The 19213-nt window shown below is 72.9% G+C and carries 19 protein-coding genes; 5 read left to right on the top strand and 14 right to left on the bottom strand.

Features of this window, described 5'->3' with window-relative positions; translation table 11 throughout:
• Positions 1 to 48 precede the first annotated feature (48 nt).
• Complete coding sequence (locus LLS1_RS16465) at positions 49 to 990, top strand: siderophore-interacting protein (protein WP_223357695.1); 942 nt, start codon at positions 49 to 51, stop codon at positions 988 to 990.
• Positions 991 to 1000: 10 nt separating this feature from the next.
• On the opposite strand, the gene lepB is transcribed toward LLS1_RS16465, so the two are convergent.
• Both lepB and LLS1_RS16455 read right to left on the bottom strand, forming a co-directional pair.
• Entirely contained in the window at positions 1001 to 1735 is a 735-nt protein-coding gene (lepB, locus tag LLS1_RS16460; RefSeq protein WP_226657256.1) for a signal peptidase I, read from the bottom strand.
• A gap of 60 nt (positions 1736 to 1795) precedes the next feature.
• Positions 1796 to 3061, bottom strand: coding sequence for an MFS transporter (locus LLS1_RS16455; protein ID WP_226657254.1), 1266 nt, complete (start codon positions 3059 to 3061; stop codon positions 1796 to 1798).
• A 203-nt stretch (positions 3062 to 3264) separates the two neighbouring features.
• Here LLS1_RS16455 and LLS1_RS16450 point away from each other — a divergent pair, with 203 nt between their 5' ends.
• Complete coding sequence (locus LLS1_RS16450; RefSeq protein ID WP_226657252.1) at positions 3265 to 4650, top strand: M23 family metallopeptidase; 1386 nt, start codon at positions 3265 to 3267, stop codon at positions 4648 to 4650.
• A 79-nt stretch (positions 4651 to 4729) separates the two neighbouring features.
• The gene (locus LLS1_RS16445; RefSeq protein WP_226657250.1) at positions 4730 to 6064 is read left to right on the top strand and encodes a hypothetical protein; all 1335 of its coding nucleotides are present in this window, start codon (positions 4730 to 4732) and stop codon (positions 6062 to 6064) included.
• Between the two features lie 236 nt (positions 6065 to 6300).
• Here LLS1_RS16445 and LLS1_RS16440 read toward each other — a convergent pair whose 3' ends face one another.
• The 9 genes from LLS1_RS16440 to paaA form a co-directional block, all read right to left on the bottom strand.
• Entirely contained in the window at positions 6301 to 7536 is a 1236-nt protein-coding gene (locus LLS1_RS16440; protein WP_226657248.1) for an MFS transporter, read from the bottom strand.
• Complete coding sequence (locus tag LLS1_RS16435) at positions 7536 to 8156, bottom strand: GntR family transcriptional regulator (RefSeq protein ID WP_226657246.1); 621 nt, start codon at positions 8154 to 8156, stop codon at positions 7536 to 7538. Before LLS1_RS16435 ends, LLS1_RS16440 begins: the two co-directional genes overlap by 1 nt.
• A 56-nt stretch (positions 8157 to 8212) precedes the next feature.
• Positions 8213 to 9598, bottom strand: a complete 1386-nt coding sequence (locus tag LLS1_RS16430; protein ID WP_226657244.1) for an LLM class flavin-dependent oxidoreductase — start codon at positions 9596 to 9598, stop codon at positions 8213 to 8215.
• Between the two features lie 70 nt (positions 9599 to 9668).
• The gene (locus LLS1_RS16425; RefSeq protein ID WP_226657242.1) at positions 9669 to 10439 is read right to left on the bottom strand and encodes an enoyl-CoA hydratase/isomerase family protein; all 771 of its coding nucleotides are present in this window, start codon (positions 10437 to 10439) and stop codon (positions 9669 to 9671) included.
• Positions 10440 to 10447: 8 nt separating this feature from the next.
• Positions 10448 to 11554, bottom strand: coding sequence for a 1,2-phenylacetyl-CoA epoxidase subunit PaaE (paaE, locus tag LLS1_RS16420; protein WP_226657240.1), 1107 nt, complete (start codon positions 11552 to 11554; stop codon positions 10448 to 10450).
• Between the two features lie 8 nt (positions 11555 to 11562).
• On the bottom strand, positions 11563 to 12057 hold the full coding sequence (paaD, locus tag LLS1_RS16415; RefSeq protein WP_226657238.1) for a 1,2-phenylacetyl-CoA epoxidase subunit PaaD: 495 nt from the start codon (positions 12055 to 12057) through the stop codon (positions 11563 to 11565).
• Positions 12051 to 12884, bottom strand: a complete 834-nt coding sequence (paaC, locus tag LLS1_RS16410; protein ID WP_374758285.1) for a 1,2-phenylacetyl-CoA epoxidase subunit PaaC — start codon at positions 12882 to 12884, stop codon at positions 12051 to 12053. Before paaC ends, paaD begins: the two co-directional genes overlap by 7 nt.
• Complete coding sequence (paaB, locus tag LLS1_RS16405) at positions 12881 to 13168, bottom strand: 1,2-phenylacetyl-CoA epoxidase subunit PaaB (protein ID WP_226657236.1); 288 nt, start codon at positions 13166 to 13168, stop codon at positions 12881 to 12883. The genes paaC and paaB overlap by 4 nt, the downstream gene beginning before the upstream one ends.
• A complete protein-coding gene (gene paaA, locus LLS1_RS16400) occupies positions 13165 to 14145 on the bottom strand; it encodes a 1,2-phenylacetyl-CoA epoxidase subunit PaaA (RefSeq protein WP_226657234.1) in 981 nt (326 codons plus the stop codon). Before paaA ends, paaB begins: the two co-directional genes overlap by 4 nt.
• Positions 14146 to 14235: 90 nt before the next feature.
• Between paaA and LLS1_RS16395 the strand changes: the two genes are divergently transcribed.
• Positions 14236 to 14826, top strand: a complete 591-nt coding sequence (locus tag LLS1_RS16395; RefSeq protein ID WP_223357682.1) for a TetR/AcrR family transcriptional regulator — start codon at positions 14236 to 14238, stop codon at positions 14824 to 14826.
• Positions 14827 to 14899: 73 nt separating this feature from the next.
• Here LLS1_RS16395 and paaZ read toward each other — a convergent pair whose 3' ends face one another.
• The gene (gene paaZ / locus LLS1_RS16390) at positions 14900 to 16966 is read right to left on the bottom strand and encodes a phenylacetic acid degradation bifunctional protein PaaZ (RefSeq protein ID WP_226657232.1); all 2067 of its coding nucleotides are present in this window, start codon (positions 16964 to 16966) and stop codon (positions 14900 to 14902) included.
• 48 nt (positions 16967 to 17014) lie between these two features.
• On the opposite strand from paaZ, the gene LLS1_RS16385 reads away from it, so the two are divergent.
• Positions 17015 to 17431, top strand: coding sequence for a PaaI family thioesterase (locus LLS1_RS16385; protein WP_226657230.1), 417 nt, complete (start codon positions 17015 to 17017; stop codon positions 17429 to 17431).
• Here the strand turns inward: LLS1_RS16385 and LLS1_RS16380 are convergent.
• Positions 17406 to 18299, bottom strand: coding sequence for a 3-hydroxyacyl-CoA dehydrogenase family protein (locus LLS1_RS16380; RefSeq protein WP_226657354.1), 894 nt, complete (start codon positions 18297 to 18299; stop codon positions 17406 to 17408). The two genes, LLS1_RS16385 and LLS1_RS16380, sit on opposite strands and share 26 nt — an antisense overlap.
• Positions 18300 to 18313: 14 nt before the next feature.
• Entirely contained in the window at positions 18314 to 19048 is a 735-nt protein-coding gene (locus tag LLS1_RS16375) for an enoyl-CoA hydratase/isomerase family protein (RefSeq protein ID WP_226657228.1), read from the bottom strand.
• Between the last annotated feature and the right edge of the window lie 165 nt (positions 19049 to 19213).

Raw genomic sequence — 19213 nt, 5'->3', positions numbered from 1 at the left:
TCCCGTCGCGCGCGGGATCGGCGACGCCCGAGAGGAGCGCACGCCCGCGTGACCACCACCGCCCCGGCCCGCACCGACCGTCCCGCCTACCGGCCCTACCGGGCGCGCGTGTCCGCCGTCCGGCCGCTCAGCCCGCACTTCACCCGCGTCAGCTTCGCGTGCGACGATTTCGAGCACTTCGGCACCGAGGGCCTGGACCAGCGCATCAAGCTCCTGTTCCCGCTCGCCGACGGCACTATCTCCGACCTCGGCTTCGACGACGAGGAGTCGCTGGCCGCGGGCGACTGGTACGACCGCTGGCGTGCCCTGCCCGAGCATCTGCGCAACCCGTTCCGCACCTACACCGTTCGCGTCTCCGACCCGGCGGATCGCCGTGTGGACATCGACTTCGTGTCCCACGGCGACGGCGGACCCGCGGCCCGCTGGCTGCTGGCCGCGGCCCCCGGCGACGAGCTCGTGATCGTCGGCCCGGACGCCCGCAGCACGACGACGGGGATGGGCATCGACTGGCACCCGGGCGGCTGCAAGGACCTCCTCATCGTGGGCGACGAGACGGCGGTGCCCGCCGTCGCGGCCATCCTGGAGTCCCGGCCGGAGGACTGCACGGCCCACGTGTTCCTCGAGGTCCCCGCCCCCGAGGACGCGCTGCCTCTTCTGGCACCTCCTGGCGTCACGATCACCTGGTCGGCCCGCGGCGACGCCGAGACCGGCACCGCCCTGGTGCCCGCGATCGAGCGCTGGCTGGCCGAGCATCCCGAGGTCGTCGCCCGGGCGGCAGCACCGGAGCGGCAGCGCCTCGACCGTGTCGACGTCGACCGCGACGTGCTGTGGGAGCTGCCGGAGGAGGGCGAGGCAGGGTTCTACGCCTGGATCGCCGGCGAGTCCGCCGCGGTCAAGGCGCTGCGCCGCCTCCTGGTGCGCGGCCACGGAATCGACCGCCACCGCGTCGCCTTCATGGGCTACTGGCGGAGGGGCCGCGCCGAGAACTGACCGGCCGCGGTCATTTCTTCTCGGCGTCCTCGACCCCGGCGAAGGTCTCGGGGTAGTCGCTCAGCCAGGTCCAGTGGCTCAGCGGCCAGCTGATCACGAACGCCTTGCCGACGACGTCGTCCAGCGGGACGAACCCGCCGCCCGGGTCGTCCATGTGGTACCGGGAGTCGGCCGAGTTGTAGCGGTTGTCGCCCATCACCCACACCTTGCCCTCCGGCACGGTGACCTCGAACGGCTTGCCCGACACCTGCTGGACGCCGGCGGGGAGGAGCACGTAGGGCTCCTTGAGCGGCACGCCGTTCACGCTCATCTGACCGAGCGCGTTGCAGCAGCTGACCGTGTCGCCGGGGAGGCCGATGAGGCGCTTGACGAGGTGCTGGTCGCTGTCGGAGGCACCCAGGCCCACGAAGTCGAGCACCGCGCCGACGCCCTGCTGCAGCGCATTGCCGGTGCTGGGTGCGGGCGCCGGAAGCCACCCGCCCGGATCCTTGAACACGACCACGTCGCCGCGCTGGAGCGGGAACAGCTTCGGCTGCAGCTCGTTGACGATGATCCGGTCATTGATCTGGAGGGTGTTCTCCATCGACCCCGACGGGATGTAGAACGAGCGCGCGACGAACGTCTTGATCAGGAACGACACGAGCACCGCGACAACGAAGATGACCACGACATCCCGCAGCAGCGACTTCCACCCCGACTTGCGAGCGGAACGGCGCGGGCGCGTGGTGGCAGTGCTGTCGGTCACAATGCCTCACCGTACCGTGCGGAGGCTGTGAGCCGCATCCGACATCGCGGGCGGTGCACGTCAGGCTCCGGCTTCCGGCTCGGGCAGCTGATGCCGTGCCGTTCGGAACGGGCTGAGCGCGAGGAAGCCGGTCACCAGGGCGACACCGCCGATCGCGATCCAGAGCGTCGGCCGGAACCCGAGCGCGTCGGCGAGGAGTCCGCCGAGGGGCGCCCCCACGACGATCATCCCGCGGTTGGCCGAGCGCCACGTGGTGTTCGTGCGTGCCTGCAGACGGTCCGGGGTGACGGCCTGGCGATAGCCCATCTCGTTCGCGTTGCTCAGGCCGAGGCCGAATCCGTAGAAGCCCTGCCCGATCGTGAGCAGGGCGACCAGGGACCAGGCGGGGGCCGGCTCCGGCACCGTCGCGATGACAGCCCAGGCGAGGACCATGACGAGATTGCTCACGATGACGGCGCGTCCCGCACCCCAACGGAGTCCGACCCGGCGCGAGAGGGTGCTGCCGACGAGCGCGGCGACTCCCGCTCCGGCGAGGGCGACCCCCAGCTGGAACGGTGACAGGTGCAGGCCGATCAGGACGAACGGCGTGAAGACGGTGCCGAGCATGCTGGTGAAGAAGAACCAGCCGTGGGAGCCGATCGCCATCGGCGCGAGCACGCGATGACGGTAGACCCAGCGGAGCCCCTCGGCGATCTCCGTCCGGAGCGGACGCCGGTCGGCGGGTGCCGCGGGAGCCTCCTCCACCCGGATCCGCCCGATCGCGATCGCGGAGAACAGGTACGACGCGGCGTCGATGACGATGGAGAACGCCGCGCCGACAAGGGTCACCAGCCCGCCGGCGACGACCGGTCCCGCCGTCTGGGCCACGGCGTCGCTCTGGTCCGTGCGCGCGTGGGCGGCGAGCAGCTGGGCGCGGGGGACGATCCGGGGCACGAGCGATTGGGCGGCGGCATCGCCGAACAGGGACAGCGACCCGACCGCCATCACGACGACGAGGAGGGCGGGGAGGCTGAGCCACCCCGCGACGGCGAGCAGCGGGATGACGAGCAGCAGCACGGCCCGCCCGAGATCGGCTCCCACGAGCACCGGCTTGCGGGGCCTCCGGTCGACCAGGGCGCCGGCGACCAGCCCGAGCAGCAGGTAGGGCAGCCAGCGAGCCGCGTTGAGGAGGCCGACATCGACGGCGTCTCCGCCGAGGTCGACGAGGACGAGCACCTGCACCGCGATGGTCGTGACGTAGGTGCCGAATCCGGAGACCGTGTATGCCGCCCAGTACGCCGGAAAGCCCGGGATCCCGAAGACGTCGCGGCTGCGAGGATGCGGCATGATCCTCCTTCGCGTCGTCCGATCAGGCTATCCGGGGGGAGGAGCCCCTGGTGGTCGTGCGCGCCGGGACGCTGTGAGCCGAATCCGACATCGGGGCCGGTGCTTGTCCGCGGGCTGTCGCGGTGAGAGCATCGGAGCACGGGCGCGCGACGCGATCGGCGTGGGCCCGCGTGATCATGAAGAGCGCGCAGCGAGGTCGGCGGGTGGGGTCACGACGCGGGGGACCGCGCCGCGCGGGCGGAGCGCGGCCCGCGACCGGGATGGTGGCGGCCGCGGCGCTGGCTCTCGCGGCTTTCGGGACGCTCGCGGCGCCGGCGCAGGCCGCCGTGGCCCAGGAGTGTCCGGCGGCGGGATGCGCGATGCCGGCACCCGCGCCGACCGCGTCCGCGACCGAGACGCCGACCCCGACCGGGACCCCCGATCCGACCGGGACCCCCGATCCGACCGGGACGCCGACGCCCACCTCGACTCCGGATCCCACGGGCACTCCGACGCCGACGGGGACGCCGACCCCCACACCCACCCCGACCCCGTCCCCCACCTCGACCCCTGCTCCCGCACCCACCGACGACATCCCGCTCACGATCCCCGACCTCGGCCCGGGGCCGGCGCTCGACGAGGCCGACGTCGCGCGTGCCTCGCAGCTGGCGAGCGACCTCGCCACGGCGCAGGATGCCCTGGCCACCGCCTCCGAGCAGGCGCGGGACGCACAGCGCGAGCGGGAGCAGGCGCAGACCCTCGCCGACGCGCTGCAGGCGCAGGCGGATGCGGCGGCGAAGCGGGCGCAGAGGTCTGCCGCGTCAGCGGCGGCGCTCGTGCGCTCGGCCGTCTCGCACGGGCCCACCGCAGACCCGCTCGCCACCGTCCTCAGCGGCAGGGGCGACCTCCTGGGGCGGCTCGGGGCCGTCGACCGCCTGAGGACCCTCTCAGCGGACGGCGAGCGGACACTCCGCGCCGCGAGCGCCGACGCGCGGGCAGCGGCGGCCGCGAAGAAGAAGGCCGCCGCCGCCGCGCGGACGGTGTCCGCCATCGACGTCGCGGCGAGCGAGCAGACCGTGGCCGACGCGCAGACCCGGGTCGACCTGGCCGTCGCCGCGCTGGCCGAGGTGCCGACCGTGCTGTCCGCCGACGCGGGCTGGAGCACCCTCACCGTCGATCCCTCCCTCATCCCGGACGGCTGGACCCTCCCGGTGCACGGGCCGCTGACCGACGGCTTCGGGCCGCGGCCCTCCCGCCCCGCGGGCACCGCGCTCTTCCACCCGGGCGACGACATCGGTGCGGCCTGCGGGACCACGATCGTGGCGGCCGCGGCGGGCACCGTGGTCGACGCCGGGCCCAACGGGTCCTACGGCAACTTCATCCTGATCGACCACGGCGGCGGCGTGCAGACCGCATACGGGCACATCCGCGACGGCGGGATCGGCGTGGCGGTCGGGCAGCGGGTCGCGGCCGGACAGGCGATCGCGCAGGTCGGCTCGACCGGTGCGTCCACCGGCTGCCACCTGCACCTGGAGGTGCGCGTCAACGGGCTGCAGATCGACCCGATGCCGTTCTTCGCGGCACGCGGCGTCACGATCGGGACGCGCTGAGCGGCGGCCTCCTCCCGCGATCCTGCACGTTCGCCGGTTGTTCTCCGCGCTGTCTCCGATCTGGGCGTACCGTGCTGGCATGACCGAACTCACGGAGCTCGTCGGGTCATGGATGCGGCGCCAACGGTGGTATTCGACCAAGAGCGTCGAGCCGAGACTGCGACTCCTCGCCTCCTTCGAGATCGAGCCCGCCGATCCCGAACTCCGCATCGTCACCCACTTCTTCTGCGACGACGCCCCACGCACCCCACGGGTGTACCAGGTGCCGGTCGTGGCACGGCCGGATCGGGGCGGCGACGCGGCGGCCCTCATCGGCGAGGCCGGCGGACGCTTCCTCTACGACGGCCCGACCGAGGAGGCCTACGTCGCCTCCCTCATCGCGCTGATGACCGGCGCGGACCGCTCCGAGGGACGCGACGCGCACGCACAGGGGCACACGCTCGCCGGCCCGATCGAGGTCGTCTCGTCGCGCCGTCTCACAGGTGAGCAGTCGAACACGTCGATCGTGGCCGAGCTCGCCGGCGACCGGCTCGCGCTGGTCAAGGTGTTCCGCGTCGTGCAGGACGGCGAGAACCCCGACGTCTCGACCCTGGCGGCGCTGACCGCCGAGGGATCGCGTCGGACGCCCGCTCTGATCGGCTGGCTGACCGGCGAGTGGCCTGCGGCGACGGGAGGCCGTGCCGCCGGCGAGCTGGCGCTCATCCAGGACTTCGTGCCGGGCGCGGAGGACGGCTGGGAGCTCGCCGTCTCGGCCGCCGAGCGCGGTGAGGACTTCGCCGACCGGGCATTCGACCTCGGGCGGGGCACCGCCGAGCTGCACCGTCAGCTGGCGCTGGCTCTGCCGACCCGGCCCGCGGATCGGGAGGATGTCGCCCGCGCGCTCGACGCGATGTTCCGCCGCCTCACCGTGACCACGACCGAGGTGCCCGATGTCGAGCGGCTGCGCCCGGGGATCGCCGCTGTCTACGAGGCCGCGGCGGCCGCTCCGGCGCCCGTGCTGCAGCGCATCCACGGAGACCTGCACCTCGGGCAGGTGCTCCACGCGCCCGACCGCGGCTGGCAGTTCATCGACTTCGAGGGAGAGCCATTGCGCCCGCTCGCCGAGCGCAGCCTCCCGGACTCCACGATGCGCGACGTCGCCGGGATGCTCCGCTCGTTCGACTACGTCGCCGGGTCGCTCGCGCAGCGGCAGCCGCCGATCGACGCGGCCGCCTGGTCCGCCCGGGCACGGGAGGCGTACCTCGAGGGCTACGCGTCCGTTGCCGGCGCCGAGCTGGAGGAGCACCACGCGCTGCTCGACGCGTTCGAGCTCGACAAGGCGGTGTACGAGATCGTGTACGAGGCGCGGCACCGTCCGGCGTGGATCCCCATCCCGCTGGGCGCGGTGGAGCGGCTGCTGGCGACACGGGTCTGACAGCGGGCCGCGGTGGACGTCGGCCGGACAGGCTGCGGCCACCGCGACCTCAGTGGGAACGGGCTCTCGCGACGACTCGGCCGCGAACTCCGTTCGAACGGCGCCGCGCTCCGCGTGTCGGTCACGATCTCCGTTCGAACGGATCTCTCCGCCGACGCGCCGTCCAGAGTTCCGGAGGAACGGCGACGTCCGCCAACGGCGACGAGATCTCCGGAGTCGTCACGCCGCGCAGGGCCTCACGCCTCCGCGGTGCGGGGCAGGTGCTTGGAGTACGAGGCGAGCAGGGCCAGCGACGACAGTGCGGCCAGCGCGATCAGCGCGAGGAACAGCCCGATCGTCGACAGAGGCGGCGTGAGCGCGGCCATGATGGTCGGCACGAGGAAGCCTGCATAGGCCACGGCGTAGAACATCCCGGTCAGCCCGGCGAGGTCGCGCGGCGTCGCGATGCTCTGCACCTCCAGCAGCCCGGAGACGAGGGCGATGCCCATCCCGGCGCCCAGGACGACGGCCGCGAGGAGGCCGAGAAGCAGCGACCGCGTCACGACCGCCCCGGTGAGGATGACGAGCCCGGCGCCGATCGTGATCAGCGCCGCCACCAGCCCGCGCGCGCTCGAGACGGAGTGGAGCCGCTTGGCGATCGGCTGCACCAGCGAGGCGACACCCAGCGCGACGACGGTGAGGACGGTCGCGTAGCCCAGCCCCCACTCCCCGGTCCGATCGCCGAGCAGCACGGGAAGGTAGCCGTAGGCCAGTGCCGCCGCGGCGAAGATCCAGGGCGCCGCGACCAGCACCACCCGGCGGAACCGCTTGTGGCCCGCAGCCGGGATGCGCAGCTGGGCCAGCAGGGGACCGCGCTCGCCTCCGCTGGTCGCCGTCTCGGGGATGCGCAGCACCGCCCACGCGAGCGGCAGCGTCAGTGCGATGTGGACGACGAACGGCAGCTCCTCGCCGAACACGGTGAACTGCGCGATCCCGCCCGCGACGAGCGCACCGGCGGCGGAGCCCAGCGTGAACGCGAGGGAGGCGCGACGTGCTCCGGCCGCCCGGTCGACGCCCGGCTCGAAGCGCGGCGAGGAGACCTCCTTCATCCAGCTGGTGCCCACCGCCATCGCGATGCCGACCGTGATGCCGGAGAGCAGCCGTCCGACGTAGATCGGCACCGGTCCCAGCTCGCCCAGGGCCAACGCTCCGCTCGCGAGCATCGCCGAGAGCACTCCCGCGAACATCAGCGGCCGCCGGCCGTGCCGGTCCGAGAGTGCTCCGGCGATCAGCAGCGCCGGCGCCAGGCCCAGCACATAGACGCCGAGGAACATGTTGACGGTCAGCTCCGAATAGTGCTGGACGTCCTTGTACATGAGCAGGAGCGGACTGAACTGGTTGCCGCACCAGGAGCAGACGAACATGACGGCGAACACCAGTCGCCACGGTGCGCGAGAGGACCGGGCCGCGCGGACGTCACGGGTCTCGCGCATCACAGCGCGCCCTGGTTGCGTGCGATGTGCGTGCGCAGCAGACCGGGGTAGTCGCCGCCGCTGCGCAGGGCGTCGAGCAGGGCCTCGTGGTCGGCGAGCGAATCGCCCAGAGTCTCCGGCCGCACGCGGAACAACTGGTGCCGGATGCGCTGCTGGCGGTCGCGCAGGAGCCCGTAGAAGTGGCCGGCGAGATCGTTCCCCGACGCGTCCACGACGGCCGCGTGGAACCACTGGTCCGCCTCGACGAAGCGCTCGACGTCGCCGGCGGCGATGGCCGCGCGCTGCTCCGCCAGGGCCTCCTCGAGGGCGGTGCGCAGGGCGTCGTCGGCCCCGCCTCCCTCGCCCACTCGCGCGGCGGCGGTGGCCTCGATCGCCTCCCGCAGATCGAGCACGTTCTGCGCCTCCCGCGGCGACATCGGCACCACGACCGCCCCGCGCCGCGGCTCGAGCGTGAGCAGCCCCTCCGCCGCCAATCGCAGGAACGCCTCGTGCACGGGCGTGCGGCTGACGCCGATCTCGGCGCCGAGCTGCGCCTCGCTGAGCAGCGTCCCGCCCGGGGCCTCGCCCGACAGGATGAGGTGCTTGGTGTGGGCGTAGGCGTGCTCGGCGGCCGGGATCATGCGTCCAGTCTACGCCTTGCATGCAAGGTTGCGTGCAAGGTGGCGATGGTCGCGGGTCAAGCCTGCGGGGCTGCCGCCTTCACCCGGTACCGGGCGGCCCGGTGCGTCTCCGCCACCCGGTCGCCCGCGCCGTGCAGCTTGTTGCGCAGCGTGCCCGGCACATAGTCGGTCGGGTAGGCGCCGCGCTTCTGCAGCTCCGGGATGACGAACTCGACGATGTCCTCGAACGTGCCGGGGGTGATCGCGTAGGCGAGGTTGAAGCCGTCGACGTCGGTCTCCTCCACCCACTCCTGCAGCTGGTCGGCGATCTCCGCCCCCGAGCCGACGATGTACGGTCCGAGGCCGCCGATGGCCCCGTTGCGGCCGATGTCGCGCACGGTCCACTCGCCGCCGTCCTCGTTCGGGCGCTGGAAGTTGGCGACGGCCGACTGGATGGCGTTGCTCTGCACGTTGCCGATCGGCTCGTCGAGGTCGTACTGCGACAGGTCGACGCCCATCCACCCCGACATGAACACGAGCGCGCCCTCGTCGGAGGTGTACTGCAGGAAGTCCTCGAACTTCGCCTGCGCCTTCTCGGGCGTCTCGTCCGTGATGATCGTCAGCAGCGTGTAGATGCGGGCGGAGTAGCGGTCGCGTCCGGCGGCCTCGAGGGCGTCGCGGAGCTTCGCGACGGTCGCCTTCAGCCCGTCCTTGGTGGAGGCGGCGACGAAGATGGCCTCCGCGTTCTCGGCTGCGAACCCGATGCCGCGCTTCGACGCGCCGGCCTGGTAGATCACCGGCGTGCGCTGCGGGCTCGGCTCGGAGAGATGGATGCCCGGCACGGTGAAGTGCGTGCCGCTGTGGCCGATCTCGTGCACCTTCGCCGGGTCGGTGAACACGCCGGCCTCGCGGTCGCGCACGACGGCGTCGTCCTCCCACGACCCCTCCCACAGCTTGTAGAGCACCTCCAGGTACTCGTCGGCGTGGTCGTAGCGGTCGTCGTGCTCCCGCTGGTCGTCGTGCCCCATGTTGCGCGCGGCCGAGGGCAGGTAGCCGGTGACGACGTTCCACCCGACACGTCCGTTGGTCAGGTGATCGAGCGTCGACATGCGGCGGGCGAACGGGTACGGGTGCTCGTAGGCGGTGCCCGCGGTGATGCCGAAGCCCAGGTTCTCCGTCACCAGCGCCATCGCCGAGACCAGGAGGATCGGGTCGTTGACCGGGACCTGCGCGCCGTGCCGGATCGCGGCCTCGTTGTCGCCGCCGTACACGTCGTACGTGCCGAGCACATCGGCGATGAAGATCCCGTCGAACTTCCCGCGCTCCAGCAGCTTCGCGAGCTCGGTCCAGTAGGTGAGGTCCTTGTACCGCCACGCCTGGTCGTCGGGGTGGCGCCACATCCCCGAGGCCTGATGGGCGACGCAGTTCATGTCGAAGGCGTTGAAACGGATCTGACGGGTCATGCGATCCAGGATGCGGGATGCCGTGCCGCGGCGCACCCGGCACGTCACACGACGTAACCGGGGCTGGTGCTCAACGCCCGGTGAAGCGGGGCCGCCGCTTCTGCTGGAAGGCGGCGAAGCCTTCGCGGTAGTCGGCGGTGTCGCGCAGGGCGGCTTGTGCGGCGTTCTCGGCGGCGACGGAGGACCAGAGGTCCAGGTCGCCGTCGCGCAGGCCCGCGACGATGCGCTTGCTCGCGAGGAACGCCTGGGTCGCACCGGTCGCGGCCGCGCTCGCCGCAGCCTCCACTGCGTCGCCGAGCTCGGCCGCGGGCAGGGCGCGACTGAACAGGCCGCCCGCCACGGCCTCGGTGCCGGAGAGCAGGCGGCCCGAGTAGACGAGGTCGAGGGCGCGGTGCGGGCCGAGGCGGGAGACGAGCAGCCAGTGGCCTCCGGAGTCGAGGGCGGCGCCGAGTGCGGCGAACGGGGAGCCGACTTTCGCATCGTCCGCGACGAGCACGACGTCCGTCGCGACGAGGAGACCGAGCCCCACGCCCAGGCAGGCGCCCTGTGCGGCGGCGAAGGTCGGGGCAGGGAAGGTACTCATGCGGCGCAGCAGCGGGGCGACGAGGCCGTCGAGGTAGCCGCTCACGTCGTCGGTGGCCGGATCGACCCCGGAGATGTCGCGGCCCGCGCAGAACGCCCGTCCTGTTCCGCGCAGCACGAGCGCTCGCACGCGCGCCTCCTCCGCCGACGCGTACGCCGCGTCGAGGGCGCGGAGGTCGTCCGGCCCGAGGGCGTTCAGCCGGGCGGGCGCGTTCAGCGTCACGCGGGCGATGCCGTCGTCGATGGCCAGCTCGATCATGGCGCTCCTCACCCGTCGTAGTCGACGACGATCCGGTCGGTCAGGGGATGGGACTGGCAGGTCAGCACGTAGCCGCGCTCCAGCTCTTCGGGCTCGAGCGCGTAGTTCTCCGTCATCCGCACCTCGCCGTCGAGCAGCCGGGCCCGGCAGGTGCCGCAGACACCGCCCGTGCAGGCGAAGGGCACGTCGGCGCGCACGCGCAGGGCGGCGTTGAGGACCGACTCGTTGGCGTCGACCGGGGTGGAGACGGTGGAGGTGGTCCCGTCGAGCGTGAACTCGATCTCGGCCGTGCGCTCGCCGTCGTGCACGACGACCGGGCGGCCCGCATCGCCGCGCACCTCGGCCGGGTCGCCGGTGATAAACAGCTCGAAGTGCACGGAGGGACGCGGCACGCCGGAGTCCTCCAGCACGTCGCGGCTCAGCTGCACCAGCTCGAACGGTCCACACAGGAACCACTCGTCGACGGTGTCGGGCGGCAGGAGCGTGCCGAGCATCCGGCGCAGCCGCTCCTCGTCGATGCGGCCGGAGAGCAGCGGGGCCGAGCGCTGCTCGCGCGAGAGCACGTGGTGCAGGGCGAGCCGGGCGGGGAAGCGGTCCTTGAGGTCGGCGAGCTCCTCCAGGAACATCACGTCGATCGCGGTCCTGTTCGTGTACACGAGGGTGAAGCGGGAGGTCGTGCTCGCGCTGAGCACGCTCGTCGCGAGCGCCATCAGCGGGGTGATCCCGGAGCCGGCGGCGATCCCCGCGATGTGCCGGCCGTCGAGCGCGGCGAGGTCGACGGTGAAGGTGCCCTGCGGGCTCATGACGTCGATCCGGTCGCCGGGCCGCAGCTCGCTCGTCGCCCAGGTCGAGAACGCGCCGCCGAGATCGCGCTTGATCGCCACGCTGATGCGGCCGTCCCGGTCCAGCGAGGGCGGCAGCGGCGGGCGGCAGATCGAGTAGCTGCGCCGCAGCTCCCGACCGCCGACCTCGGCCCGCAAGGCCACATGCTGGCCGGGCAGGTAGTCGTAGTCGTCCCGCAGCTCAGGAGGGACGGCGAAGGTCACCTCGACGCTCGCGGCGGTCAGCGGCCGCACCTCGGCGACGGACAGCGTGTGGAAGCGTGCGCGGGCCATCGTCGCCCTCACAGCGCCTTGAAGTGGTCGAACGGCTCCCCGCATCCCTCGCACACATAGAGGGCCTTGCACGAGGTGGAGCCGAACCGAGACAGCTGCCGGGTGCTCAGCGAGCCGCACTGCGGGCACTTCACGCCGAGCGAGAGGCGCACCGGGCCGCCGGGCGCGGCGGCACCGGTGGGGGGAGCGATCCCGTACTCCTCCAGCGCGGCCTTGCCCGCGGCGCTGATCCAGTCGGTCGTCCAGGCGGGGGCGAGCTCGAGGCGCACGCGCACCGCGTCGAAGCCGGCCCGGGCGAGCGCCCGCACGACGTCCTCGCGGATCGTCTCCATCGCCGGGCAGCCGGAGTAGGTCGGCGTCATGACCACCTCGACGCCGTCGTCGGTCACGCTGACGGCGCGCAGGATGCCCAGGTCGTCGATGGTCAGCACCGGCACCTCCGGGTCGAGCACCGCGGCCGCGGCCTCCCATGCCCGGTCCGCCTCGGCGAAGTGGCTCACCATGTCGCCCCCGGGTGCTGCCGGGCGAGCACTTGCAGCTCCGCCAGCAGCGGACCGAGGTGCTCGGAGTGGCGTCCGCGGCGGCCGCCGCCGGACGACGCGAAGGTCGCGGGCGGCTCCAGGCCGGTCTCGTCGAGAACGGGACGCAGGCTCGTCTCGAACGCGGCGCGCAGGGTGGAGGGGCGCACCGCGATCCCCTCCAGGCGGTCGATCAGCGGGTCGTCGCGGAAGAGCTCGTCGACCGCCGGCCACACATCCGCCAGCGCGGTCAGCGTCCGGCGACGGGACTCGTCGGTGCCGAGGGCGAGCCGCCGCATCCACTGGTCGGCGTGGTCGCGGTGGTAGTCGACCTCCTTGACCGCCTTCGCGGCGACGCCGGCGAGCACCGGGTCGCCGGAGGCACGCAACCGCTCGTACAGTTCCGCGAAGTAGTGGGAGGCCGCGAACTGCCGCACGATCGTGTGCGCGAAGTCGCCGTTCGGCTGTTCGAACAGGTGTGCGGAGCGGAACGCGTGCTCGTCGCGCCAGTAGGCGAGATCGTCCTCGGTGCGGCCGGACGCGGTGCCCGCGTAGCGCAGCAGCGACCGGGCGTGGCCGAGCAGATCGAGGGCGATGTTGGCGAGGGCGACGTCCTCCTCCAGCTCGGGCGCGCGTGAGATCCACATCCCGAGCCGCTGCGCGAGCACGAGGGCGTCGTCGCCGAGCCACAGCGCGTACTCGGCGACATCGGCGGAGGCCGGGGAAGCGTGGTCGACGAACTCGGCCGACAGCGTGACCGTGCTGAGCTCGACGTGGCCGTGCCCTTCCTCGGACGAGGGCCCGGTGCTCACAGCTGCTTCACCCCCTCGCTCTCCGTGTAGTAAGTCGCGTGCCGGTAGTTCTTGCCCTCCGGCGAGGTGAAGAAGGCGTCCTTGGCGTCCGGGTCGCTCGCGGTGATCGCGTCCGAGCGCACCACCCAGATCGAGACCCCCTCGCCGCGGCGCGTGTAGAGGTCGCGGGCGTTGCGCACCGCCAGCTCCTCGTCCGGCGCGTGCAGCGACCCGACGTGCACGTGGCTCAGGCCGCGGGAGGCGCGGACGAACACCTCCCACAGCGGCCACACTTCGGCGGTCATGCGGCGGCCTCCCGGCCGGCGACGTGCCCCGCGCCGGCGGCGCGCTTCTCGGCGTACGCGGCCGCGGCCTCCCGCACCCATGCGCCGTCCTCGCGGGCCTCCCGCCGGCGCTGCAACCGCTGGGCGTTGCAGGGCCCTCGCCCGGCGATGACCTCCTGCAGCTCGCTCCAGTCGATGGGCCCCAGCTCGTAGGCCTGCGTCTCCTCGTCCCAGCGCAGGGCCGGGTCGGGCAGCGTCACGCCCAGCGCTTCCGCCTGCGGCACCAGCATCGCGACGAACCGCTGCCGCAGCTCGTCGTTCGAGAAGCGCTTGATCTTCCATGCCATCGACCGCGCCGAGTGGGGGGACTCGGCGTCGGGAGGCCCGAACATCATGAGCGACGGCCAGTACCAGCGGTCGACCGCGTCCTGCGCCATCCTGCGCTGCTCCGCGGTCCCGCGCATCAGCGTCAGCAGGATCTCGAACCCCTGCCGTTGATGGAACGACTCCTCCTTGCAGATGCGGACCATCGCGCGGCCGTAGGGGGCATAGGAGCAGCGGCACAGCGGCACCTGGTTGCAGATGGCCGCGCCGTCGACCAGCCAGCCGATCGCGCCGATGTCGGCCCAGCTGAGGGTGGGGTAGTTGAAGATGGAGGAGTACTTGGCCGTGCCGTCGATCAGCTGCTCCGTCATCTCGTCGCGCGTGATGCCCAGCGTCTGCGCCGCGGAGTAGAGGTAGAGCCCGTGGCCGGCCTCGTCCTGCACCTTCGCCATGAGGATCGCCTTGCGCTTCAGGCTCGGCGCGCGGGTGATCCAGTTGGCCTCCGGCTGCATCCCGATGATCTCGGAGTGCGCGTGCTGCGACATCTGCCGGATCAGGGTGCGCCGGTAGGCGTCGGGCATCCAGTCGCGCGGCTCCACGCGGGAGTCGGCCGCGATGAGGTCGTCGAACCGCGCCTGCGCGTCGTCCTGCTCGACCGTGTCGATGCTCGTCATCAGTCCCTCCGTCTCCGTCGACGCTCAATAACTGACTGATCGTTCGTTTAGTATATCCGTCCGGGCGGGAAGCGTGCCACACTGGGGCGCATGACCGAGACGCTGCCGGCCGAGGGCCTGCGCCGGGGCCGCCCCGGCTACGACCAGCGCGGCATCCTCGAGGTGGCGGTGGCCGCGTTCAACGAGCACGGCTACGACGCGACCTCCATCGGGATGCTCGCGACCCGGCTCGGGCTCTCCAAGTCGGCGATCTACCATCACGTCTCCGCCAAGGACGAGCTGCTGGCGCTCGCGCTCGACGTGGCGCTGGACGGACTCGAGGGCGTGCTGCGCTCGCCGGAGGCGACGGACGGCCCGGCAGCGGCACGCCTGGCCGCTGTGCTGCGCGGCGCCGTGCACGTGCTCGCCGAGCGGAAGCCCTACGTCACCCTCCTGCTCCGCGTGCGCGGGAACACCGAGGTCGAGCGGGCCGCGCTCGTACGTCGCCGCGCGTTCGACCGCGCGGTGGCCGACCTCGTCGCCGAGGCGCAGGCGGAGGGCGCCCTGCGCACCGACGCCGACCCGGTCGTCGTCGCCCGGCTGCTCTTCGGCACGATCAACTCGCTCACCGAGTGGTACGACCCCGACGGCCCCCTCACCCCGGATTCCGTCGCCGACACCATCCTCGCCTTCGCCCTCTGACCCCCCACATTTGGACCGAATGTGCCGTACGGCGCGCGCTTTCGCGGCATTTGGTCCAAATGTGCGGCGGGGGCTACTCCTTCGCGACCAGGGTGAGGACGTCGTAGGTCGCAACGAGCTCGTCGTGCTGGTTGCGGATGCGCGCGTCCCACCGCACCTCGCCGTACTCGTCGGTCTCCCGCGGCGTGATCTGCTTGGCCGTGAGCGTGACCCGGATGCTGTCGCCCGGCGACACCGGGGTGAGGAAGCGCAGGTCCTCCAGCCCGTAGTTCGCGAGCACCGGACCCGGCGCCGGGTCCACGAACAGCCCGGCGGCCCACGACACGAGAAGGTAGCCGTGCGCCACGCGACCCGGGAAGAACGGGTTCGCCGCGGCGGCCTCCTCGTCCATGTGGGCGTAGAACGTGTCGCCCGTGAACGTCGCGAACGCCTCGATGTCGTCCAGGGTCACGCGGCGGGAGGCGGAGGCGACCTGGTCGCCGATCCGCAGGGTCGCGAGCGACTTGCGGAACGGATGCTCGCCCCCGGCTGTCGCGGCGGCGCCCTCGTGCCACACGCCCGTGATCGCGGTGAGCATGTCCGGGGAGCCCTGGATCGCCGTCCGCTGCATGTGGTGCAGGACTGCGCGGATCCCGCCCAGCTCCTCCCCGCCGCCCGCCCGCCCGGGGCCGCCGTGCACGAGGTGCGGGACGGGTGAGCCGTGCCCGGTCGAGCTGCGCGCGTCGTCGCGGTCGAGCAGCAGGATGCGCCCGTTGTACGCCGCGGAGGCGAGCACGAGATCGCGCGCGAACGCGGTGTCGTGCGTCGCCGCACTGGTCACCAGTGAGCCGCCTCCTCGCGCGACGAGCTCGGCCGCCTCGGCGGGCGACGTGTACGACAGGATGCTCGCGACCGGCCCGAACGCCTCCACCGTGTGCGCCGCGGGCGTGTGCGCGTCGGCGAACCGCAGCAGCAGTGGGGCGACGAACGCGCCCTCCGCCGCGACCCCTTCCGACCCGTCGGCCCGCCGCACGACCGGATCGCCGAGCCCGCCGACCACGACCTCTCCGCCGGCCTCCACGAGCCTCCCGACCTGCCGGAGCACCTCGTCGCGCTGGGTTCGCGAGGCGAGCGGCCCCATGGTCACCCCCTCCGCCCGCGGGTCGCCGACGACGACGCGCTCGGCGATGCGGGCGCGCACCGCGTCGATCAGGGCCTCTTCGCTCCCCGCCGGCACGATCACGCGCCGGATGGCTGTGCACTTCTGGCCCGCCTTGGCCGTCAGCTCCACCACCAGCTGCTTCACGTAGGCGTCGAACTCCGGCGAGCCGGGGCCGGCGTCCGGTCCGAGCACGGAGGCGTTGATCGAGTCGGTCTCGCTCGTGAACCGCACGCCGCCGGTCTGCACGGAGGCGTGCGAGCGCAGGTGCTCCGCCGTGGAGGCCGAGCCGGTGAACGCGACCAGGTCGCCCAGCCGCAGGTGGTCCAGGAGGCCCGGCACCGCCCCGCACACCACCTGCAGCGACCCGTCCGGCAGCAGGCCGCTCTCGACCAGGATGCGCACCATCCGCTCGGCGACCTGGGCCGTCGGCGTCGCGGGCTTCACCAGTGTCGGCATCCCGGCGAGGAACGAGGGCGCCAGCTTCTCGAGCAGCCCCCAGACCGGGAAGTTGAAGGCGTTGATCTGCACGGCGACGCCCGGCAGCCGGGTGTAGACGTGCTGCCCGGAGAACGAGCCGTCCGTGGAGAGCGGCTCGGGCGGCCCGTCGACGACGACCTGCGCGTTCGGCAGCTCGCGCCGCCCCTTCGAACCGTAGGTGAAGAGCGCGCCGATGCCGCCGTCCACGTCGATCCACGCGTCCGCCCGGGTTGCGCCCGCGGAGGCCGACGCGTCGTACAGCTCCTGCTTGCGGGCGGTGAGCGCCTGCGCGAACGCCTTCAGCAGCAGCGCGCGCTGGTGGAACGTCAGGGCGCCCAGAGACGTCTGCCCGACGGTCCGGGCGTGGTCGAGGGCGGCGGCGAGGTCGAGGCCGGTCGCGCTCACCCGGGCGACCGGCTCGCCGGTGGAGGCGTCGAGCACCGCGGTCGCGCCTGTGTCGTCGGAGGGTGTCCACCACCCGTCCCGGACGTAGCTCGGCAGGACGGCGGGCGACTCGGTCATCGGTTTCCTCCTCGGAGAGCGTGTCCCGACGGGACGTATGCTGGCCGCATGGTCGACGAGGGCGCGGGCAGCGGATGGACGATCGAGCTCGGCGAGCTCGACGAGAAGATGGGTGTGCGCATCCTGGAGCAGTCGGCGGAGCGGGTGGTCGCGACGATGCCGGTCGAGGGCAACCGCCAGTCGTTCGGCCTGCTCCACGGCGGGGCATCCGTCGCCTTCGCGGAAGCGCTCGGCTCCTGGGCGGCGGTCATCCATGCCGGTCCCGGGCGCAGCGCGGTCGGCGTCGACATCAACGCGACCCACCACCGCTCGGCGCGCTCCGGGCTCGTGACGGGGGTCGCCACCGCCATCCGGCTCGGTCGCACGATCGCCTCGCACGAGATCGTGGTGACCGACGACGAGGGGAACCGGCTCTGCACGGCCCGCATCACGAATCTCATCATCGACGCCCCGGGCCGCTCGTAGCGGAGGAGCCGTCTCCGGTCGCGTCGGGCCAGGCGTAGAACCCGCGCCCCGACTTGCGACCCAGCAGGCCGTCCGCGACCATCCGGCGCAGCAGCTCCGGCGGCTCGAACCGCGGCCCGAGCTCGCGGGCGAGGTACTCGGCGATGTCGAGGCGCACGTCGAGCCCGACCAGATCCGTCAGGCGCAGCGGGCCCACGGGATGCCGGTAGCCGAGCTCCAGCGCGCGATCGATGTCCTCGGGCGAGCCGACCCCCTCCTCGAGCATCCGGATCGCCTCGAGCCCGAGCAGCACGCCGAGGCGCGAGGAGGCGAAGCCGGGGGAGTCGCGCACGACGACGGCGGTCTTGCCGATCGCGGCCACCCATCCTGTCGCCGCGGCGACGGCGGACGGCGCGGTCGCCGACCCGGCCACCACCTCGACCAGCGCCGACGCCGGCACCGGGTTGAAGAAGTGCATCCCCACGAAGCCGCCCGGGCGGCGCAGCGCTGTCGCGAGCGCATCGATGGAGAGGGAGGAGGTGTTGGTCGCGAGCACCGCGTCGGCCGTCAGCAGGTCTTCCGCCCGCCGTAGCGCCTCCGCCTTCAGCTCCGGCAGCTCCGGGACGGCCTCGACCACGAGCTGCGACCCGGCCAGGCTCTCCCAGACGGTCCCGATGACCAGGGCGTCCGGATCGGGTGCGGGCTCGCCCCGTTCCAGGCTCGCCGTGACCGAGCGCCGGATGCGGGCCCGGGCGGCCTCCGCGGCGGCCTCGTCGCGTTCGACGACCGCGACCCGCGCACCCGCCATGAGGAAGGCGTGCGCGATGCCCGCGCCCATCCGGCCGCCGCCGACCACGCCGACGCGCTCGGGTGCCGGCTCCGCGGTCATCGACTCGTCCGCCGTCACGGCCGCCCCCGTTCGAGGAACTCCGTCATGCGCCGGTGCTTCTCCGGGGACTCGAACAGGACCGCCTGCGCCTCCCGCTCGGCCCGCGGATGCTCCTCCGCCGGCATCGCCAGCACCTCCTTGGTGTAGCGGGTCGCCAGGGGGTCGTTCGCCGCGATGCGGTCGGCGAGCGCGTGCGCCCCGGCGAGCAGCTCGTCCGGCTCGAAGAGGGCGGAGACCAGGCCGGCCGCGAGCGCCTCCTCGCCGGTCAGCACCCGGCCCGCGAGCACGATCTCCTTCGCGAGCGGTTCGCCCACCAGCCGGGGCAGGCGCCAGAGCGCGCCCGCCGCGGCGATGATCCCCAGCCCCGTCTCCGGGTTGCCGATGCGCAGCCGCGGCGTGCCGAGCCGGAAGTCGGCCGCGTACGCCAGCTCGGCCCCGCCGCCCAACGCGTAGCCGTCGAGGGCGGCGATGACGGGCAGGGGGAGCTCGGCGATGCGGGTGAAGATCGTGGCGTTGATGGCGTGGCGGGCGTCGACGGCGGTGCGGTCGCGCAGCTCGGCGATGTCCGCGCCGGATGCGAACACCCCGTCGGCGCCGGTGAGCACGAGGATGCGCGGGTCGCGTTCGAGACGCTCGCAGACGTCGTGCAGCTCGTCGACCATCCGCTGGTCGATCGCGTTGCGCCGCTCGGGACGGTCGAGCGTCACCTCGACGCGGTCGGCGCGCTCGGCGACACGCAGCGTCTCCATCGCGTCTCTCCTTCGAATCGCGAATTACCAAACGACCGTTCAGCAAGTAAACCCTACCAGCGCCCCCACCCCCGCGCCCCCACCCCCGCGCCCCCACCCCCGCGCCGCCCACCCCCTCGAGGTTCACGTCGTTGCGCCTTCGACGCCCGAATGAGCGCAACGACG

Source organism: Leifsonia sp. LS1 (assembly GCF_020521355.1).
In the GTDB taxonomy this organism is placed as follows: domain Bacteria; phylum Actinomycetota; class Actinomycetes; order Actinomycetales; family Microbacteriaceae; genus Leifsonia.
This window is presented reverse-complemented; position numbering and strand designations above follow the sequence as displayed.